16 protein-coding genes and 6 pseudogenes are annotated in these 17,160 nt (G+C 70.4%); 15 read left to right on the forward strand and 7 right to left on the reverse strand.

Annotated elements, in window-relative coordinates:
• Positions 1-33: 33 nt before the first annotated feature.
• The 3 genes from AOK18_RS10610 (at position 34) to AOK18_RS32955 (ending at position 2,413) form a co-directional block, all read left to right on the forward strand.
• Positions 34-1,044, forward strand: a complete 1,011-nt coding sequence (locus tag AOK18_RS10610) for a ferredoxin reductase (protein WP_099048864.1) — start codon at positions 34-36, stop codon at positions 1,042-1,044.
• Positions 1,045-1,051: 7 nt separating this feature from the next.
• Positions 1,052-2,170 (forward strand): fatty acid desaturase family protein, encoded by a 1,119-nt coding sequence (locus tag AOK18_RS10615; protein WP_055694150.1) that lies wholly within the window; start codon positions 1,052-1,054, stop codon positions 2,168-2,170.
• A 75-nt stretch (positions 2,171-2,245) separates the two neighbouring features.
• Positions 2,246-2,413, forward strand: a complete 168-nt coding sequence (locus AOK18_RS32955; protein ID WP_157865070.1) for a DNA ligase-like domain-containing protein — start codon at positions 2,246-2,248, stop codon at positions 2,411-2,413.
• A 244-nt stretch (positions 2,414-2,657) separates the two neighbouring features.
• Here the strand turns inward: AOK18_RS32955 and AOK18_RS10620 are convergent, their stop codons facing one another.
• Positions 2,658-2,903: an NUDIX hydrolase gene (locus AOK18_RS10620; protein ID WP_175400248.1), complete on the reverse strand. Its 246-nt coding sequence runs from the start codon at positions 2,901-2,903 to the stop codon at positions 2,658-2,660.
• A 332-nt stretch (positions 2,904-3,235) separates the two neighbouring features.
• Here AOK18_RS10620 and AOK18_RS10625 point away from each other — a divergent pair, with 332 nt between their 5' ends.
• The 6 genes and pseudogenes from AOK18_RS10625 to AOK18_RS34155 form a co-directional block, all read left to right on the forward strand.
• Positions 3,236-3,475, forward strand: coding sequence for a hypothetical protein (locus AOK18_RS10625; protein WP_055571789.1), 240 nt, complete (start codon positions 3,236-3,238; stop codon positions 3,473-3,475).
• Positions 3,475-3,852 carry a hypothetical protein gene (locus AOK18_RS10630; protein WP_055694151.1) on the forward strand — a complete coding sequence of 126 codons (378 nt, stop codon included), beginning with the start codon at positions 3,475-3,477 and terminating at the stop codon, positions 3,850-3,852. The genes AOK18_RS10625 and AOK18_RS10630 overlap by 1 nt, the downstream gene beginning before the upstream one ends.
• A gap of 519 nt (positions 3,853-4,371) precedes the next feature.
• On the forward strand, positions 4,372-5,043 hold the full coding sequence (locus tag AOK18_RS10635; RefSeq protein ID WP_240503131.1) for an HAD family hydrolase: 672 nt from the start codon (positions 4,372-4,374) through the stop codon (positions 5,041-5,043).
• Positions 5,044-5,095: 52 nt separating this feature from the next.
• Positions 5,096-5,253, forward strand: a pseudogene (locus tag AOK18_RS35540) (IS5/IS1182 family transposase); the annotation flags it as partial.
• Positions 5,233-5,277 (forward strand): annotated as a pseudogene (locus AOK18_RS35545) (hypothetical protein); the annotation flags it as partial. The pseudogenes AOK18_RS35540 and AOK18_RS35545, both read left to right, overlap by 21 nt.
• Positions 5,278-5,418: 141 nt before the next feature.
• Positions 5,419-5,541: pseudogene (locus AOK18_RS34155) on the forward strand (DUF6332 family protein); the annotation flags it as partial.
• An 81-nt stretch (positions 5,542-5,622) separates the two neighbouring features.
• On the opposite strand, the gene AOK18_RS10645 reads toward AOK18_RS34155, so the two are convergent.
• Entirely contained in the window at positions 5,623-6,621 is a 999-nt protein-coding gene (locus tag AOK18_RS10645) for an ArsR/SmtB family transcription factor (protein ID WP_055694153.1), read from the reverse strand.
• Between the two features lie 604 nt (positions 6,622-7,225).
• On the opposite strand from AOK18_RS10645, the gene AOK18_RS33285 reads away from it, so the two are divergent.
• On the forward strand, positions 7,226-7,426 hold the full coding sequence (locus tag AOK18_RS33285; RefSeq protein ID WP_167738668.1) for a hypothetical protein: 201 nt from the start codon (positions 7,226-7,228) through the stop codon (positions 7,424-7,426).
• Positions 7,427-7,444: 18 nt separating this feature from the next.
• Here the strand turns inward: AOK18_RS33285 and AOK18_RS31810 are convergent.
• Both AOK18_RS31810 and AOK18_RS10655 read right to left on the reverse strand, forming a co-directional pair.
• Positions 7,445-8,251 (reverse strand): annotated as a pseudogene (locus tag AOK18_RS31810) (IS5 family transposase); the annotation flags it as partial.
• A gap of 77 nt (positions 8,252-8,328) precedes the next feature.
• A complete protein-coding gene (locus AOK18_RS10655) occupies positions 8,329-9,732 on the reverse strand; it encodes an FAD-dependent oxidoreductase (RefSeq protein WP_079104946.1) in 1,404 nt (467 codons plus the stop codon).
• A 215-nt stretch (positions 9,733-9,947) separates the two neighbouring features.
• On the opposite strand from AOK18_RS10655, the pseudogene AOK18_RS10660 reads away from it, so the two are divergent.
• Positions 9,948-10,316 (forward strand): annotated as a pseudogene (locus AOK18_RS10660) (IS6 family transposase); the annotation flags it as partial.
• 14 nt (positions 10,317-10,330) lie between these two features.
• Positions 10,331-10,549, forward strand: coding sequence for a hypothetical protein (locus AOK18_RS10665; protein ID WP_055694156.1), 219 nt, complete (start codon positions 10,331-10,333; stop codon positions 10,547-10,549).
• A gap of 100 nt (positions 10,550-10,649) precedes the next feature.
• Here the strand turns inward: AOK18_RS10665 and AOK18_RS10670 are convergent, their stop codons facing one another.
• A complete protein-coding gene (locus tag AOK18_RS10670; RefSeq protein WP_055694157.1) occupies positions 10,650-11,132 on the reverse strand; it encodes an RrF2 family transcriptional regulator in 483 nt (160 codons plus the stop codon).
• Between the two features lie 158 nt (positions 11,133-11,290).
• Here AOK18_RS10670 and AOK18_RS10675 point away from each other — a divergent pair, with 158 nt between their 5' ends.
• The 3 genes from AOK18_RS10675 (at position 11,291) to AOK18_RS10685 (ending at position 15,787) form a co-directional block, all read left to right on the forward strand.
• Positions 11,291-12,445 carry an MFS transporter gene (locus tag AOK18_RS10675; RefSeq protein ID WP_206281521.1) on the forward strand — a complete coding sequence of 385 codons (1,155 nt, stop codon included), beginning with the start codon at positions 11,291-11,293 and terminating at the stop codon, positions 12,443-12,445.
• A gap of 5 nt (positions 12,446-12,450) precedes the next feature.
• Complete coding sequence (locus AOK18_RS10680; RefSeq protein WP_055694165.1) at positions 12,451-13,023, forward strand: GNAT family N-acetyltransferase; 573 nt, start codon at positions 12,451-12,453, stop codon at positions 13,021-13,023.
• A gap of 742 nt (positions 13,024-13,765) precedes the next feature.
• A complete protein-coding gene (locus tag AOK18_RS10685; protein WP_055694158.1) occupies positions 13,766-15,787 on the forward strand; it encodes a SpoIIE family protein phosphatase in 2,022 nt (673 codons plus the stop codon).
• Between the two features lie 14 nt (positions 15,788-15,801).
• On the opposite strand, the pseudogene AOK18_RS10690 reads toward AOK18_RS10685, so the two are convergent.
• Positions 15,802-16,038 (reverse strand): annotated as a pseudogene (locus AOK18_RS10690) (IS630 family transposase); the annotation flags it as partial.
• Between the two features lie 62 nt (positions 16,039-16,100).
• Positions 16,101-16,952 (reverse strand): YwqG family protein, encoded by an 852-nt coding sequence (locus AOK18_RS10695; protein WP_055694160.1) that lies wholly within the window; start codon positions 16,950-16,952, stop codon positions 16,101-16,103.
• Positions 16,953-17,160 lie beyond the last annotated feature (208 nt).

Raw genomic sequence — 17,160 nt, forward strand, 5'->3', positions numbered from 1 at the left:
GCCCTGCGCAGCAGGGCGTGGAAACTGCTGGAGATGGTCACGACGCCGCTGCTGCCGTCGGACTACCTCGACCTGGTCAGCCCGCTGCGTGCGGGCGCCGACCTGCGTGGGCGCATCGAGGCCGTGCACCCCGAGACGGGTGACGCCGCGACTATCGTGATCAGGCCGGGACGGGGCTGGCGCGGCCACACGGCCGGTCAGTACGTGCGGATCGGGGTCGACGTCGACGGGGTACGCCTGTGGCGTGCCTACTCCATCACCTCGCCGACGAACCGTCAGGACGGCCGCTTCACGATCACCGTGAAGGCGATCCCGGACGGCAAGGTCAGCAACCACCTGGTCCGCGGGGCGAGACCGGGCACGCTGATCCAGCTCGACCAGGCGACCGGTGACTTCGTGCTGCCGCGGCCCGAGCCCGCCAAGGTGCTCTACCTGACGGCCGGCAGCGGCATCACGCCCGTGATGGGCATGCTGCGCGACACCGAGCTCGACGACGTCGTCATGGTCCACTGCGCGCCACAGCCGCACGACGTGATCTTCCGCAACGAACTGCACGGCCTGGTCGCGGACAGGAAGCTGCGGCTCACCGAGGTGCACACCGCCACGGACGGCATGCTCGACATCGCCCGTCTCGACGAACTCGTGCCCGACTGGGCCGAGCGCGAGACCTGGGCTTGCGGGCCCGCGGGCCTGCTCGACGCCGCCGAGGAGCACTGGAGTGGGCACGGCGTACGAGAGCGCCTGCACACCGAACGCTTCCGCCCCGGCATCGTCGTCGCCGGCGCCGGCGGCGAGGTCACGTTCAGCACCACCGGCAAGACCGTCGACGCGGACGGCGCCACGCCGTTGCTGGACATCGGCGAGGAGGCCGGCGTGCTCATGCCCTCCGGGTGCCGCATGGGCATCTGCTTCGGCTGCGTCACGCCGCTCAAGGCGGGCGCCGTCCGCGACCTGCGCACCGGCGAGATCACCGAGGCCGAGCCGGGCGTCCTCATCCAGACCTGCGTGTCCGCCGCGGCGGGCCCCTGCGACATCGAACGGTAGGAGCACCTTGACCGCCATCGACCCCACCGCCCACCTGACCGCCGAGCAGATCGAGGAGCTCGGCCGCGAGCTGGACGCGATCCGCGACGAGGTGATCGCCAGCCGCGGCGAGCAGGACGCCGCCTACATCCGCAAGGTCATCTCGGCGCAGCGCAAGCTCGAGCTGGTCAGCAGGGGCGTGCTGCTGTTCTCGTTCTTCCCGCCCGCGTGGCTGATCGGCACCGCCGGTCTGTCCGTGGCGAAGATCATGGACAACATGGAGATCGGCCACAACGTCCTGCACGGCCAGTGGGACTGGATGCGAGACCCGAAGATCCACTCCACCACCTGGGAATGGGATCACGTCTCGCCGTCCGACCAGTGGAAGCACTCGCACAACGAGCTGCACCACACGTACACCAACGTGATCGGCAAGGACAACGACCTCGGCTACGGCATCATGCGCGTCGACGAGGACCAGAAGTGGCACCCGTTCCACCTCGGCCAGCCGCTGTGGAACTTCATCAACGCCTGCTTCTTCGAGTACGGCATCGCGGCGTACGACCTGGAGCTCGGCAAGAACCTGCACAAGCGCCGCCGCAAGAACCCGGAGTTCCGCGCGCGGGCCAAGGCCGTGGGCCGCAAGATCCGCAAGCAGGTGCTCAAGGACTACGTGATCCACCCGCTGCTGTCGGGCCCGTCGTTCCTCACCACGCTCGCCGCCACGTTCACCGCGAACCTGGTCCGCAACCTCTGGTCCCACTCGGTGATCATGTGCGGGCACTTCCCCGAGGGCGTGCAGGTCTTCGAGCGCCGGTCGATCAAGGGCGAGACACGCGGCCAGTGGTACCTGCGCCAGATGATGGGCTCGGCGAACATCAGCGGCAGCAAGGCCATGCACTTCATGACCGGCAACCTGTCACACCAGATCGAGCACCACCTGTTCCCGGACCTGCCGAGCAACCGGTACGCCGAGGTCGCGGTGAAGGTGCGCGCGCTGTTCGAGAAGTACGAGCTGGAGTACGTCACCGGCCCGCTGCCCAAACAGGTGTTCTCCGCATGGCGCAAGGTCTTCCGGCTCTCGCTGCCGAACAAGAAGCCCAAGGTCAAGACGCCGGACCGCGAGCAGGAGCTCGTCGCGGCCTGATCCCGGCGTGGACGCTGCCGGAACCGATGCTCGCCGCCCCTGTGTCCGGCCCTGCGCCGCTGCCGGGAGGGGCGGGTGAGCCGAAAAGGCGATGGCTACCGTGCTCAGCTCGCCGTATACGCGGGCAGGCGGGTGCTGCTGCACTCACGGCGCGGCACGGACCTGACGGCCACGTTCCCCGAGATCCGGGCGGCGGCCCTGCCGCGGATGCCGGCGGACACCGGGATCGACAGGGTCATGTGACCTGTACGGGTGTCTCAGGCACGCGATGGCTCAGACGATCGGGACGCCGCCGTCGGCTCGCGGGTACCTGCCCGGCCCCGGTCTTGAGCGAAGCGGCGAGCAGGGTGTCGTCCGCCGGGGGAGCATCCCGAGGTTCTGCTTCCGGACGGCTGGTGCGTCGCACTTGGGGGCCAGTTGCGTACGCAGGCCCCCGAGCGTCCAGCACCGGGGCGGCCGGCCGGGAGCCGGCCCGGGCTGTGACGCGTTACGGCCAGTTGTGCACCGTCAGGGGACCGGTGCCGCCGAGGTGGCCGAGCAGGCCGGCGCCCGGGTACTCGATGACGCCATCCGGCAGTTCGTGCACGGTGAACCAGGTGAGTGCCAGGCACTTCTCCGTTTCCTTGTTGACGGGCTCTCCTTCCCATGTGACGGCTTCGAAGAAGGAGCCTGCCGTCCGCGAGGCCATCCGCGTCGACGGCGACACCGTCGAGATCGGCGCCTGACTCGCCAAGGCCCGCACCAAGCACCGCACCGGCCGGCTCCCCGACCAGCACGTACGCCTGGTTGCCGCCCTGGGTGCGGAGGGCTGGAGGGCTGAGGACGCCGTCCCGGCCGTCCTGATGCAGGACTCGTCCCGGCTCGCCCACGGGGGAGCGGCCGAGCCAGAAGACGGCCGAGCACGACCTGGTCGGACCGGTCGGCGTCTCGTACCCGGCGGACGGCCCCGGCACCCGGTGCGCCGAGGCGGTTCTCGACTGCGGCGGTCGCGTCGAGGTCGTCGTCCCGGCCGCCGCTCCGAAGCGTTCGCCCGAACAGGGTGGTAACAACTGTTACCATGCGGGTATGGCAAAGACACAGCTGGGCGCACGTGTGGACGAGGACGTCGCGGAACTCGCGAAGAAGCGTGCCGCCGACCTGGGGCTGAGCATCGGGGACTACCTTGCCCGGCTGGTGCAGGACGACACCAGCGGCCTGCGCGCCCGCGCGGTGGAGGCCGCCGCCCGCTTCCTGGCCGACCACCAGGCACTCTTCGACGAAGCCGAAGACGCCCAGCACACGCCCCGGGGAGCGCGCGCCGCCTGATGGACCTGCACATCGACGTTCCCTGGATCCTGCAGGTCGCCGAGGCCGCCGGGGTCAACGATCCGGCCCCCGACGACTACGGCGTCCCGGTCTCGGCGGTCGCCCGCCACCGGGTCGAACTGTTCGAGCAGTCCGTCTACGACGGCCCCTACGCCAAGGCCGCCGCCCTGGTGCACACCCTGGGCCGGTGCCGCTGGCTGGAGCGCTCCAACCTCGCCGTAGCCGCCGCCACCGGCGTGATGTACCTCGAGGCCGCCGGAATCACCGTCAAACCCGCCCGCGAGGACGCCCTCGCCCTCAAGGACCTGCTCCTGGACCCCGCCTGCACCGCCAAGGAGATCGCCGTCCTGCTGCGCAGCTGGCCCACCACCACCTGAAACCCGCCTGGCAGACTCACCAGAGGCGGCCATGCCGCGCGACCGCGGAACGGGTGCGCCCTGACGGCGTCCTCGGCCCCGTGGAGATCATCTGGCCTGTGCCGGCCGACACGGCACCGTGCGACGGCGCCTACCCCCGGTAGCGTGCGGGGAACACGGGATGAGCGTGCCCAGCGGCATCCGCGAGGTGCCCGAGAACCTGACCGGGCCCGGCCGGCGGTGGTGCCCCGCCCGCCGGGTCGGCACACAGCGGACGACACGAGCCGAGCTGCCCTACCCCGGCCCCCGGCACCGGCCCGCAGTGAACAGGCCGGCGACCGCGGCATCTGCGGCCGGGCCGGGGTCGTGGTGGGACCGACGGCCTGAAGGCAGCCCTCGGCGTTCGTACCTGCTGAGCAGCGGTGTCCGGCGGGTGGCCGGGTGGCCGGGTGGCCGGGTGGCCGGGGAGCCGGGACCGCGCCGACGATCGCCTCGCCCGTCTCGCGGATTCTGTGTGGGCACCGGGCTGGTGGGTAGTCGGTGAGCGTGACCGAATCCGCCATCGCCGTCCTCGACATCGACGGCACGCTCATCGACTCCAACTACCAGCACGCGCTCGCCTGGTACCGGGCACTGCGCTCGGTGGGGGAGACCTTCCCGGTGTGGCGGCTGCACCGGCTGATCGGAATGGGCGGAGACCAGCTAGTCACGGCCGTCGGTGGCGAGGAACTGGAGCGCCGGGTGGGCGAGCGGGCCCGGGAGCAGCAGGGCAGGGAGGTCGACGCGCTGCTGGAGGAGATGGCGCCGTTGCCCGGTGCGCGTGATCTGCTCATGGCCGTCAAGGAGCGCGGTCACCGACTGGTGCTGGCCAGCTCCGGTCAGCAGCGTCACGTGGACGTCTTCCTGGACATGCTGGATGCCCGTGACATCGCCGACGACTGGACCACCAGCGCTGATGTGGAGTCCTCCAAGCCGGCGCCGGACCTGCTGCAGGTGGCGCTGAAGAAGCTGGGCGCGCCACCCAACGCGTCGAGTGTGATGGTCGGCGACTCGGTGTGGGACGTGGAGGCGGCGAAGAGGGCGGGGATGCCGGCGATCGTCGTCCGTTCAGGCGGCTTCGGGGACGACGAGTTGCAGAGGGCCGGAGCCATCGCCCTCTACGACACCCCCGGCGACCTCGCGAAGGCACTGGACGACACCCCGCTCGCCTGACACCCCGCCGCCGGACCCGCGCCTGGATGCGGCACGCCGGGTCCGCTGCCGCCTCGCCGAACTGAACGCGGCCGGTGAACTCGGCTGGTCGCGGGCCTGTGCGGACGGCTCCCACCTCCGGGCGAAAAAGGGGGTGCCGACACCGGCCCGTCGCCGGTCGACCGGCGCAGGACGGGCAGCAGACACCACCTGGTCTGCGACGGCCGCGGCACCCCACTCAAGGTGATCACGACCGCGGCCAACGCCAACGATGTCACCCAGCCCCTCGCCCTGCTCCACCGGTTCAAACGCCTCGCCGTCCGTCGGGAACGCTGGGTGGGCGTCGGGCTGTCCGGTCCGTGCGTCATGGCCTGCCCGTGGTGTGAGGCGTGCGGCATGGACATGGGGCGTGAGTCGCGGTGGGGGAAGGACGCGATGACGGTGGAGATCGTTTTCGCTCGGGTGACTGCCGTCGTGCTGGCTGCGGCGGTCTTCGCCGTCGCTCTGACTCCCGCACTGGACTGTGTGCGGGGCCGTGGGGGACCGCTGCCTGGGACAGCGTGGACGCCGCCCATGTGAGAGGAGCCTGCCCCGCCCCACCTACCGGCTTTCTGCCAGCCGGGACCCTTTGGGTGTACGGCGGTAGAGCACCGATCGGCCGGACCGGGCGCGGACGACGAGGCCGGCCCGGTGCAGTACGCCCAGGTGGTACGAAACCGTGGCGGGACTGAGGAAGTGACGTGCCGCCAGCTGCGCGGTGGAGGCCGGCTGTACCAGCGCGGCGAGCAGCCCCGCGCGGGTGGGGCCGAGCAGCTGGGCCATCTCGACGGAGGGGGCAGTGGGAGCGACGGTGCCGGCGACGGCCTTGTCCCGCACGGGATAGACGAGCATCGGAGGCCGGTCCTCCTCGCGCGTCGGGTCCACGCCCACGCCCGGCCGCGGCGCGACCAGTGACGGCACGACGACCACCAGGGGCACCGGCAGCGCGATCCGCAACCGACTCTCGACGCGCAAGGTGCCGTCGGCCCACTCGATCTCGGGATGCAGGGAGTTGAAGAGCCTCGCCGCCCCGTGCCCGGTCAGCACACCGGCGCATCGGCCGACCTCCGCATCGAGAGCGGCCTTGGCGGCCTCCCAGTGCGGGGCGAAGGCCAGCTCCCAGTAGCGCTGCATCTCGTCAGCCGCCTGCCGGGCCACGTGCGCGCCACCTCGCGCCATGGCCCGCCGTATCCCCTCCGGCAGCTCGGAACCGGCAAGGCCGTTCCTCGGCCGTCCGTCGCGCAACGCCTCCAACTCGCTCAGGACGCGCTCGGGCGGGGTGGAGCGGACCTGCTCCAGCTCCTCCTCGACGGTGGGGGAGGGCCTGGAGGGATGTGGACTGAGGAAGTCGGGCACGTATCCGGGTCCGTCCAGGGCCAGTTCGGACAGCAGCGGCAGTCGGGCCCGGCGCAGCACGCGCCGGGCGCGAGCGACCCACGGATCGGCGTCGGGGGCCGGTCGCAGGCCCCAGTGCAGCAGCGTCGTGACGACCTCGTGCAACGGCGAGACCGCGAAGCGTGAGCGGGCGAGTCCGGCGACGTCCACGGTGAGCTCGATCATGACCCTTCCACTCCACGGTCTGGCCTTGCTGGTTGAGTGACTGTCCCTTCGAACCTGATCGAATCGTGGCACGAAACGTCGCGGTGGCAGACCTGATCGGCCCAGGCTGGTGGCTCACGGTTCTGTGGCCGATGGATCCGAGGGGGGCGTGCGTGCGGGGGAGGCGAGGAACGTCGGGGGCGCGAGGGATTACGGGGGTGCTGGGACGCCGTGGCCCCTCTGTCGGAAAGGAGTTCAGCACCAAGCGAATGATTTTCTCATGCTGGCCTGTCATGCCGGGCTGTGTCTGAGTGCGCTTTCTGTCTCACCAGCCAGGCGTCCGAAATCGCGACTAAACGGAGGAAGAATGGATAAGAGAAGGCTCGGTAAGTGGGGAATGCGCTCCGCCGCGCTCGCTATTGTGTCGCTCTTCATGAGCATCGGTCTGAGCGCCCCCGCATCCGCGGGCACCTGCACGACCTCGGGCTGCGGTGGTGAGGTCAGTAACAACTCGCGCATGCCGGTCCGTATCGCCAACTGCTGGTCCGGGACCTCCAGCACCTACTCCGGAGACAAGCTTCCCTGCGTACAGAACGTGAACACCTGGAGCAGCTACAACGCGGATGTGGAGCTCCCTGCAGGCGACGAGTCGAAGTTCCACTACTACTACTATGACACCGATGCTGTCCGGTTCTACAAGGGCTGTGTCACCAAGTGGCACTACTGGGGTGGCTGGACCAACACGGAGGACCGACGCGGTAAGTCCAGCCTGTGGAAGAAGTTCAGCAGCATCGACCACATCTACATCGACAGCATCACCTGCTAAGACCGTGTCCTCTGCGGGCAGGCGGACGAGTCGCTTGCAGCAGCGGACAGCCGCGGCAAGGCCGAGAAATGCCAGGTAGTTGCGGGGTGGCGTTCGTATCGGTGGTTGAGCCGGCGGTGGCCGGTCAGCCAGGACGTGGTCCGTTCGATCACCCGTCCGCGGCACCCGAGTCGTTCCGACGACTCGGGTGCCGTTGCGGGCGATGCGGACGCCGATACGTTTGCCACGGAGCCGTTTCCGCAGTTCAGGGTTGTCGTAGGCCTTGTCGGCAGGCAGGCGCCGAGGCTTGGGGTGACGGCCGTGATGGGGGCGTGTCTCGTTCGGTGACCGGGCATCATGGGCTTCAGGGCTTGGCTGTCGTGGGTGTGGGCGGCTGAGACGCCGACAAGGAGGGGCGGTCCGTTCGCGTCCGACGGGACGTGCGTCTTGGAACCCGGCCTGCCCCGGTCCACGGGGCTCGGACCTGTGAGTCCGCCCCTTTTTTCGCCCTCACGTGGGCGGAGTCGAGAACCGCCCGGGACAGATCGAGCGGGCCGGCATCGTCGAGACGGTGCAGGATCCCCTCGTGCAGCCGGCCCCACACACCGGCCCTGGACCAGATCAGGAACCGGCGGTGGGCCGCGGACCTCGAGCCCCCGAAGCACGGCGGCAGTGCCGCCAGGCACAGCCGGACACCAGCACGTAGATGATCGCGGCGAACAGCGTCTCCTCAGGCGTGTCCTGCGTCCCGCCGCCCTGCGGCCGCACTCGGGACGGCGGGATCAGCGGCTTCGCGATCTCCCACAGTCCGTCCGGAACGATCCGACTCCACGTGTCCCGCCCCATGCCATGCCCAACGACCGTCTCACCCCATAGGACACAGTCTTAGACCGGTGCCAGTCGTCCGTCCGGATTCCGCCCGCTCAGACCCCAGGTCCCTCCGGGGTCGCGGGAGGCTTTGTCGGCGTCGGTGCCGGCCGAGTGAAGAGGACGGCGCGTGCCACCGGCGGAGCGAACAGCGCGGAGACGGGTCGGGCGAGCGTCAGTACGGCACGGAAGGCGTCGCCCACGACCGGGTCGCCGGGCGCCCTCTCCAGGACCCGGCGCAGGTACCAGTCCGCGACCCGGTCCGCGGGACCGCCGTCGAGGGCGCTGCCAAGGGCACCCGGCATCTTGCGGTCCGCCCCGGCGGAAATGTCCCACGCCTGCCGGGACGCCGCGAGCAACGCCCGCTGCGCGCGCCGGGTCGTAGGCGTACGGTGCGGATCAGCGAGTGCGTCACGTAGGGCGACCGCGCTCATCGCGGCGGCGGCCATGCCCTGGCCGTAGATCGGGTTGAAGGTGCACAGCGCGTCGCCGGTGGCGAGGAACCCCGCAGGCGGGCCGGGCAGGTCGTAGCGGCGGCGGACGTTGGCGGTGCGCCGGTAGCCGAATGCCGGGGAGAGCGGTTCGGCCTCGTCCATCCAGCGGTCCAGGAGCGGATGGCCCAGCCGCTTGGCGTACGTTACGAACTCGTCGTCGTCTGTGGGCGGTTCGTCACCGCGCAGCCCGGAGACGATCACCAGGTGGGTGCCGTCCTCCAAAGGCAGCGCACCGCCGCCGTGCAACTGGGAGGGGCCGGGATAGACGTAGTACCCGACGGTCGCACCGTCGAGGACCCCCTTCGGGCCGCGGTAGACGCGAGAGGCGTAGGCGAGGCCCGTGTCGAGGGTCTCCTCGTGTGGGGCCGCGGCGCCGATCGTGGCGAGCCACTGCGGGGCCTTCGTACCGGTGCCGGAGGCATCGACGACCAGGTCGGCCTCCAACGCCCGGGGTTCTGCGCGCGTGTCCCCGGACCGCTCCCGCAGCAGCACGCCCCGCACCCGCGAGGCGTCACCGAGGAGCCCCACGACCTCGGTGCCCTCCACGGTGTCGATCAGTGGGTTGGCGAGAACCCGCCGTCGTACCAGCTCCTCCAGTTGCGCGCGGGACCCGGTGTAGATGTGCGTGGAGGCGGACACCCGGCGGAACCAGCGCCCGGCCTGCCAGAGCACCATGTCCGACGGCATGCCCACCCATGGCGCGCCCGCCTCCCGCAACTCCGTGAGGAAGCCCGGCAGCAGCGCTTCCATGGCCGCCTGCCCACCCTGCAACAGCACATGGGGGTGGCGCCCCTGCGGCACCCCGGGCCGCGGCTCGGCACTGCCCGGGAACCGGTCCCGCTCGACGACGGTCACCCGGTCGGCATGCCCGGCCAGCACATGCGCCGCGAGCAGCCCCGCGAGGCTCCCACCCGCAACCACCACATGCCGCCCACCGCGACGGCCCGCCCCTACGGCAGAGTTCACCGGCCTACTCCCTGGTCGCCCCGACATCGAGTCGACACGAGTATCCCGTCATCCGGGCCAGGTTGACCGAGTTTCAGCCCTTCTGCCCGTCCGCCCGGAGGCTCAGCACCAGTCGAGAGGTTCGGCGAGGCTGCCGTAGGGCATGGTCAGGTTGGCTACGGGCCTGCCGATCCGATGATCTTCGGGTTGGCAGGCCGGGGCCGGAAAAGCACAGCATGGAGGCTGCGACTCCGTCGTACAAGGGCTTCCGCTACTCGGCGGAGATCATCGCGCACGCGGTGTGGTTGTATCACCACTTCCTGCTCTCCTTCCGGGAGGTCGGGGAGTTGCTGCTCGCCCGCGGCGTGATCGTCTCCTACGAGACGGTCCGGCAGTGGTGTGCCAGGTTCGGGCCCGAGTACGCCGCCGGGCTGCGCCACCGCGGGCCGGTGAAAGGTGGCATCCCGACGAGGTGTTCGTGAAGATCAACGGGGTGTGGTACTGCACGTGGCGGGCCGTTGAACCAGGATGGCAACGTGCTGGACATCCTCATGCAGTCCCGGCGTGACGCGAAGGCTGCGAAGCGGTTCCTGGCCGAGCTGATGACGTACGCGATCCCGTGGTCGTCACCGGCTTCCGCGCCGGCCGTACCCGCAAGCTCCCCCCCGGCCGGGAGACCGCCCTCCGCGTCCTCGCCGTCGGCCGCGCACCGGTCGAGCACGGCTTCGCCCATCTCGAGAACTGGCGGATCCTCACCAAGCTCCGCACCGATCCCGCTCGCGCCCCCCACCTCCTGCACGCCCTGCTTGTTCTGACAAACCTCGAAGTCGGCCGCTGACGGACGATCTACTGCTCAGACAACCGCCCATGACCAGCGTGAGCATCCCGAGAACCGGTCACGCCAGCCCTTTGACCTGCGGCTTCAAATTGGCGGAAGCTCAGTGCCGGGAGCCCGCCAGCCAGCGTCGGACGTCCGCCATTGCCGTGCCGTCACTGTCGGTGTCGATGGCGGCGGCCAGGTCCGCAATCGACACGGCGGCGAGGGCTCGGTACCACGCCTCCTGCGCCGCCGCCATGGCGCGGGCGATGGCGCAGGGGCGTTCGCACTGTTCGGCAGGGACGGCCAGCGGTCCGCGTTGTCGGATCTCGGTGCACCGGTACGCCGGCTCGGTGCCGTCGATGGCCTGGACCACTTCCAGCATGGTGACCGAGGCCGCGGGTCGGGTGAGGGTGTAGCCGCCGACCTGACCGGCTGTCGCGTGGACAATCTCCGCGCGGGACAGCGCTTGCAGGTGTTTGGCCAGGTAGGCCTGCGGGATGCCGTGCAGCTCCGCGAGCCTGGTGGCCCGCACCGGAGCGCGGCTCTGGCTGAGGGTGACGCAACTGTGCAGTGCCCACTCCACGCCGTTGGACAGCTTCATGGCGCCACTCTAGCGGTTCCCGGACATTTTCTATCCGAGTTGTGATATCAACTCGGATAGAAAGTATCCGAGATCATCTCGAAGGGTTCATGATGCACACCCAGAGCCATCCGACCGCCTCGGCGCACTCGGCGCACTCGGCGCTCGGATTAGGAGCCGTGGCGCTGTTCGTCGCGGGGGCCAACCTCCGGCCGGCGATCGCGGCGGTGTCGCCGCTGGCCGACCACATCCGCTCGGACCTGCACTTATCGGCGACCGGCCTGTCGTTGCTGACCACCCTCCCCACACTGGCCATGGGAGTCTGCGCGCCCGCCGCCGCGATCGTCGCCCGTCGCTTGGGGCTGCACCGTGGCGTGTTACTGGGGCTGGCCATCATCACCCTGGCCACCGCGGCACGCGCCGCCGGGGCATCCTCCTGGCTGCAACTGAGCTGCTCCGCTGCGGCCGGAGCAGGGATCGCGATAGCGCAGACTCTGCTGCCCGCCGTGGTGAAGGCCCGCTTCGCCGACCGGTTGGGTCTGGTCACCGGCATTTACACGGCCGGCCTCGGGCTCGGCGGCGCGGTCGCGGCCGGGGTCAGCGCGCCGTTGGCCGACGCAGTCGGCTCCTGGCCGGGAGCCCTGGGCTCATGGGCGGTGCTCGCGTTGGCCGGCAGCGTGCTGTGGTCCATGACCGGACGCGCCCTCGGGCCGGACGGTGTCGCCACGCCCTCGGGACCGGTGACCCGTGGGCTGCCCTGGCGCAGCGCCAAGGCGTGGCGCATAACCACGCTGGCCGCGGGGAACTCCGCCCTGTACTACTGCGAACTGGCCTGGGTGGCAGCGCTGTTGCAGGACGACGGTGGTCACAGCGCCGCGGGGGCCGGCCTGCTGCTGACCGTGATGATCTCTCTCCAGGTCGTGTCCATGCTGGCCGTGCCGGCACTGCTGGGTGAGGGTCGGAGCACGCGCCAGGACCTGGTGTGGACGACCACGCTGACGGCCGTCGGGTTCCTGGGCCTGGCCTTCGCCCCGGGCACAGCGACATGGCTGTGGATCGTCGCGTTGGGTATCGGCCACGGCAGTCTTTTCACCCTCGTCCTCACCTTGCCGGTGGTGTCCAGCCGCGACTCCGCCGAGGCCGGCCGGATCAGCGCGATGGCCTTCTTCGTCGGCTACTCCTGCGCCGCACTGGCACCGGTACTGGTGGGGGCGCTGCGTGACTCCACGGGCGACTTCCACCTCGCCTTCGGCCTGCTGGGCGGACTGGCTGTCCTCATGCTGCTTCCCACAGCCCGGATACGCGGCGACAACGGCGCAAAGGCACAGCGGTGAGGGTCATGCGAAGCTCCGGTCCCGAGATTCTCGGCGTTCTGGATGCTCTCAGCGACGCGTACGTTGAGATCTTCACCGCTCCGCCCTGGGCCCACCGATCCCCAGCCGCCACGCGGCACGACTTCCGGGAACGCCTGAAGGGAGACGCGCATCGCCCCGGCTTCCGGGCCGTCGTCGCCGTGGACGAGGCCGGTGCTGTGGCGGGGTTCGCCACAGGGTGGATCACCCAGGCCCCTTTCCCTGCAGACCGGGCCTACGGCAAGGTGCTCCGACGCCTGGGCGCCGACCGCGTCGACGAACTGCTGATCGGCTCCCTCGAGATCGACGAGCTGGGAGTCCGTTCCGGCGCCCGCAGGAGCGGTCTGGGCGGACGGCTGTTGTCCAGCATCACCGCCACCGCGCCCGGAGGCCGATCGTGGTTGCTGACCTGGAGCCAGGCACATGACGCGCTCGCCTTCTACCGTTGCCAAGGCTGGGAGGAACCCGAGGTCGTGCACAGCGAAGAGACCGATATCGTCGTGTTCCTGTCGCCACCGGAGCGACTCCCTGAGGCTGATCCTCTGGAGTGGACACCCTGACAATGGATCTTGAGGGTCCAGGGAGGGATGTCCAGGTGGGACGTAAGTCCCCGTACCCGGAGGGGTTCCGGAGGGACGCCGTCGCGCTGTATCGCGCGTCCGGCGGCAAGCGCACGTGGGGATGTCGTCAAGTTGTCCACGAGCAGGACGGCTGATGGGTCATCAGGTCGAGGTGGGGTGAGGTAGCAGACTCTCGGTCAGGCCCTGGCGGGCACGGCCGCCGGTCGTCTGCTCCGGAACGCGGCTGGCTTTCCGGTCCGAGTGGAACGGCGCACCCGCACCCGCACCGCCGCGGCCGCCGCCCGCTGCGCCAGCCGGTCGACGACGTCAGTACCGTAGGCCCAGATTGCTTCGGCTCGTCACCACCGATCGCCGCCGCCACCTCCGCCTCGCCAGGCGCCGGCCCTGGACCGACGTGATCACCGATGCCTCCGACCGGCTCCGCACCCCACCGGATCCCGGCTGACCAGCAGTAGCGGCATGGCGAAGCCCTCGGTTGTACCGGGTCCTTCGAACTCCTGCTTCGAGTACAGGTCAGATACCTGCCTGCTTCGTGGTGATCCGGGTAGGCCTGCACGCCGACCACACGCCGACCGCACGCTGTGCCACCGCGGTCATCGGGGCCGGACACGGCCCGATGGCACCGGTCGGCGCCGACTGCGCGTCGGGCCCCCGGTATGGGGTGCTGGGGATACGCTGCCCACGCCACGTTGACTCCCGGGGACAGCCAGGTGGAGGCCCCATGAGGCTCGAGATGTTCGATCCCGCTCCGATCGGCGTCGTGTTCACCCAAGGGCCTGAGCACCGGCTCGCGTACACCAATACCGTCTACCGGAGGACCTTCGGCGACCGTCCGCTGGGTCAGCCCCTCCGCCGCACCTTCCCCGACCTCAAGCAGTCCGGCTACTTCGACATCTTCGACCGGGTCCTCGCCACCGGCAAGGCCGAAGTGCTCACGGCCGTCCCCGTCGACCTCGGCTTCCCGGACTCCGCTGAGGGCGGAACGCGCTACTTCACGTTCAGCATCTCCCGCGCCACGATGAGCGACGGAAGCCTCGGGGTTCTGGGGGTGGTCATGGAGACCACCGAACAGGTGACCGCCGCCCAACGGATCCGCGTCCTGTCCGAAGAGCGCCGCCGCGCGCTGCTGCGCTACCGCAGCCTGGTGCGGGCCGGGTCCGAGATGGTGTGGGTGACGGGCCCCGAGGGCGGTGTCACCGAGCCGAGCCCCGGCTGGCAGCGAGTCACCGGGCAGAGCTGGCAGGAGTTCCGCGGCGACGGATGGATCGACGCGGTTCACCCCGATGACCGCGCCGCCCTCATCAAGGAGTGGAACCGGGCCCTGCACGAGGTGCAGCAGCGGTTCACCCACACCTACCGGCTGCGGCTGGCCACGGGCGGCTACCGGCACTTCGCCGTCAACGCCGCACCGGTCCGCGACGGGAACACGGTGATCGAGTGGATGGGCACCTGCCGGGACGTCGAGCAGGAGTGGCAAGACGCCCGCCGCGAGGAACTGCTGGCCCGGGCGACCGCCGTCACGGCCGATGCCGCCCAGCCGAACGAGATGCTCGCCGCCCTCACCGCAGTGATCGTGCCCGACCTCGCCGACAGCTGCGCCATGTACCTCCTTCCGCAAGCCCTGCACCGTACCCCGGGGACCGCGCTGACCGCCGAACGCGTCGCCGCCGTCACCCACGAGGGCCGATCCGGTCTGCCCCCGCACCACGCGGAGCACCTGGAACCGGACAGCCCGCTCACCCGCACCGTCGACCGGCGCCGCCCGGTCCACGCCGTCTTCCCGCCCGACTCGCCGCCACCCGACCTCGCCCCGTCCGGCACCGAGCCCTGGCTGGCGCCCGATGCCAACAGCGTCATCCTGCTCCCCGTCGTCGTCGACGGCGTCACCGCCGCCTTGGTCGTCGCCTCCGCCAACGGCGACCGCCCGCCCCTGGGGCAACCGGAGGTCAGCCTGCTGCAGACGCTCATGGAACGAGCCCACACCCCTCTGAACAACGCCCTGGAGTACCAACGCATCCGGCAGGTGGCGCTGGCGCTCCAGCACAGCCTGCTCACCGAGCCGCCGGACGTGCCCGGCCTCAGCATCACCGTCCGCTACCGGCCCAGCACCTCGGCCGCCGAGATCGGCGGCGACTGGTACGACTCCTTCGTGCTACGCGATGGCGCCACCGTCCTCACCGTCGGGGACGTCGCCGGCCACGACCTGCCCGCCGCGGTAACCATGAGCCAGCTGCGCAACATGCTGCGGGGACTCGCCCTCGACCGAGAGGAACCCACCGGCGAGATCCTGCGCCGCCTGGACGTCTCCCTGCAGACCCTCTACCTGGAGTGCACCGCCACCTGCGTCCTGGCCCGAGTCGAACGCCCGACGTCCGGCCGTTTCCAGCTCCACTACTCCGTCGCGGGACACCCCCCGCCCCTGCTGGTCGAAGCGGATGGCACTGCGCGCTTCCTGGACGGGGGCCGCTCCCCGATGCTCGGGCTTCTCCCGCACCCCGCCCACAGCAGCGCCGTCGAACCCCTGCCCCCCGGTTCAACCCTGCTGCTGTACACCGACGGGCTGGTGGAGCGCCGGGAGGAGTCCCTCACCGACGGGCTGGAGCGGCTGCGCCGACACGCGTCGGCCGCCGCCCGACGCCCGCTGGAGTCCTTCTGCGACGAGCTGCTCGCCAGGCTGCTGACCCCCACCGACGACGACGACACGGCCCTGGTGGCCCTGCGACTGCCCGCGTTCCACCAGTGACCTGAGTCGGAGAGTCATCCGCAGCGGGCGGCTGCTTCGTCGAGGATCTCGTCGGCCGTCTTCGTCCGGATGAACGGCCTGGGGTGTTCGTTCCGGCCGGCGAGCCAGGACCGGAGGTCGCGTTCCAGGGCCTGGACGGAGCGGTGGACGCCCCGCTCGAGCTTCTTCTGCGGGAGCTCGGCGAACCACCGCTCCACCGGGTTCAGCCAGGACGAACTCGTCGGTGTGAAGTGGAGATGGAAACGCGGGTGTGCCGACGCGGACGTAGTCGTGGCTGCGGCACTCGGGAACCCCGGGCACCCTCGGCCGGGTGTCACGGGTTCCAGGTCATGGTGGCGTAGACCCGGTCGAAGCGCCGTGCGGCCAGGTCCTGCCGGGAGATCGACCAGGAGTAGAGGGCCATCTCCAAACCGTCGAGCCCATGCAGCCACTGGGCGAGGCACACCCAGTCCTCGGGACGTACGTCCGTATCAGGGGCGGGCAGTTCGCCTCGGGCCACCGCTCGTGCCGCTTCCCGTCCGGCCGCCACGCTGGGGTCCTCCGCCCAGTGCTCGTCCTCGGCGTATCCACCCAGCTGAAGTCCGCGGCCGATGTCCTCGCCCGGCATCTCCGTCCACACCTCGATCAATTCGTGCGCGTGGGGATGTTCCGGGTGAGCCACGCAGTGCAAAGGCTGCCCGGGAGCGTAGACCGAGGTGTAGTACGGCAGAGAGACGTCGGTACTCAGGCGGAGCAGCCCTTCCGGGAGATCCGTTTCGTACGGGTAGTTCCTCCATTCCGGGTCGAGGTCCACGGGGCGTTCCTCGACGGGGGTGCCGGCGGGAATGTGGAGCGCACTGCCCAGGTTTTCTACCCCGATCCGGTCGGGGTCGGGGTCGGCGAACAGCAGGAGGTGGCCGTCGGCGGGCAGGTCGAGGTCGGTCGCTCCGGCGGGCAGCGCGGCGAGGTCGATGGTGGCGGCGAGCTTGCACCACGGGTCGGGGGTGTCCGCGGGAAGCATGAGGGGTCCGCCGAGCCGGCCCACCACCGGCCCGTCCCCCCTGGTGCCCAGAAAGGCGCAGGGGCGGGCGAGGTCCGTCCACCGTGCGATGTCGTCCGGGGGGATGCCCTCTGCGAGGGCCCTCTCATGGAACTCACTCAGTATGTCCAGCGTTTCCGGGGGCATGGGAAGTCTCCTTGCGGCCAGGTGGGTTCGACGGGGGGGGGGGGATCGCGCCGGGTGAGGGACGGATCGTGGACGGTCAGGGGTGCAGCGTGACGGTCACGCCTCGTGCCCTGAGTCCGGTCACCACGGGACCGGGGACGCCCGACGGCGAGGTCGCGATCCGTTCGGCCAGGTGGACGGGTGCCAGCGCCGGCATGTCGAGCAGGGG

The sequence above is a fragment of the Streptomyces prasinopilosus genome (assembly GCF_001419695.1).
GTDB lineage: Bacteria > Actinomycetota > Actinomycetes > Streptomycetales > Streptomycetaceae > Streptomyces > Streptomyces prasinopilosus.

Excerpts from the sequence above, each read along its gene's own strand:
- AOK18_RS10610 (WP_099048864.1), top strand. The coding sequence starts at position 34 with ATGGTCACGACGCCGCTGCTGCCGTCGGACTACCTCGACCTGGTCAGC.
- AOK18_RS10625 (WP_055571789.1), top strand. The coding sequence starts at position 3,236 with ATGGCAAAGACACAGCTGGGCGCACGTGTGGACGAGGACGTCGCGGAA.
- AOK18_RS10630 (WP_055694151.1), top strand. The coding sequence starts at position 3,475 with ATGGACCTGCACATCGACGTTCCCTGGATCCTGCAGGTCGCCGAGGCC.
- AOK18_RS10645 (WP_055694153.1), bottom strand. The coding sequence starts at position 6,621 with ATGATCGAGCTCACCGTGGACGTCGCCGGACTCGCCCGCTCACGCTTC.
- AOK18_RS10670 (WP_055694157.1), bottom strand. The coding sequence starts at position 11,132 with ATGAAGCTGTCCAACGGCGTGGAGTGGGCACTGCACAGTTGCGTCACC.
- AOK18_RS10680 (WP_055694165.1), top strand. The coding sequence starts at position 12,451 with ATGCGAAGCTCCGGTCCCGAGATTCTCGGCGTTCTGGATGCTCTCAGC.
- AOK18_RS10685 (WP_055694158.1), top strand. The coding sequence starts at position 13,766 with ATGAGGCTCGAGATGTTCGATCCCGCTCCGATCGGCGTCGTGTTCACC.
- AOK18_RS10695 (WP_055694160.1), bottom strand. The coding sequence starts at position 16,952 with ATGCCCCCGGAAACGCTGGACATACTGAGTGAGTTCCATGAGAGGGCC.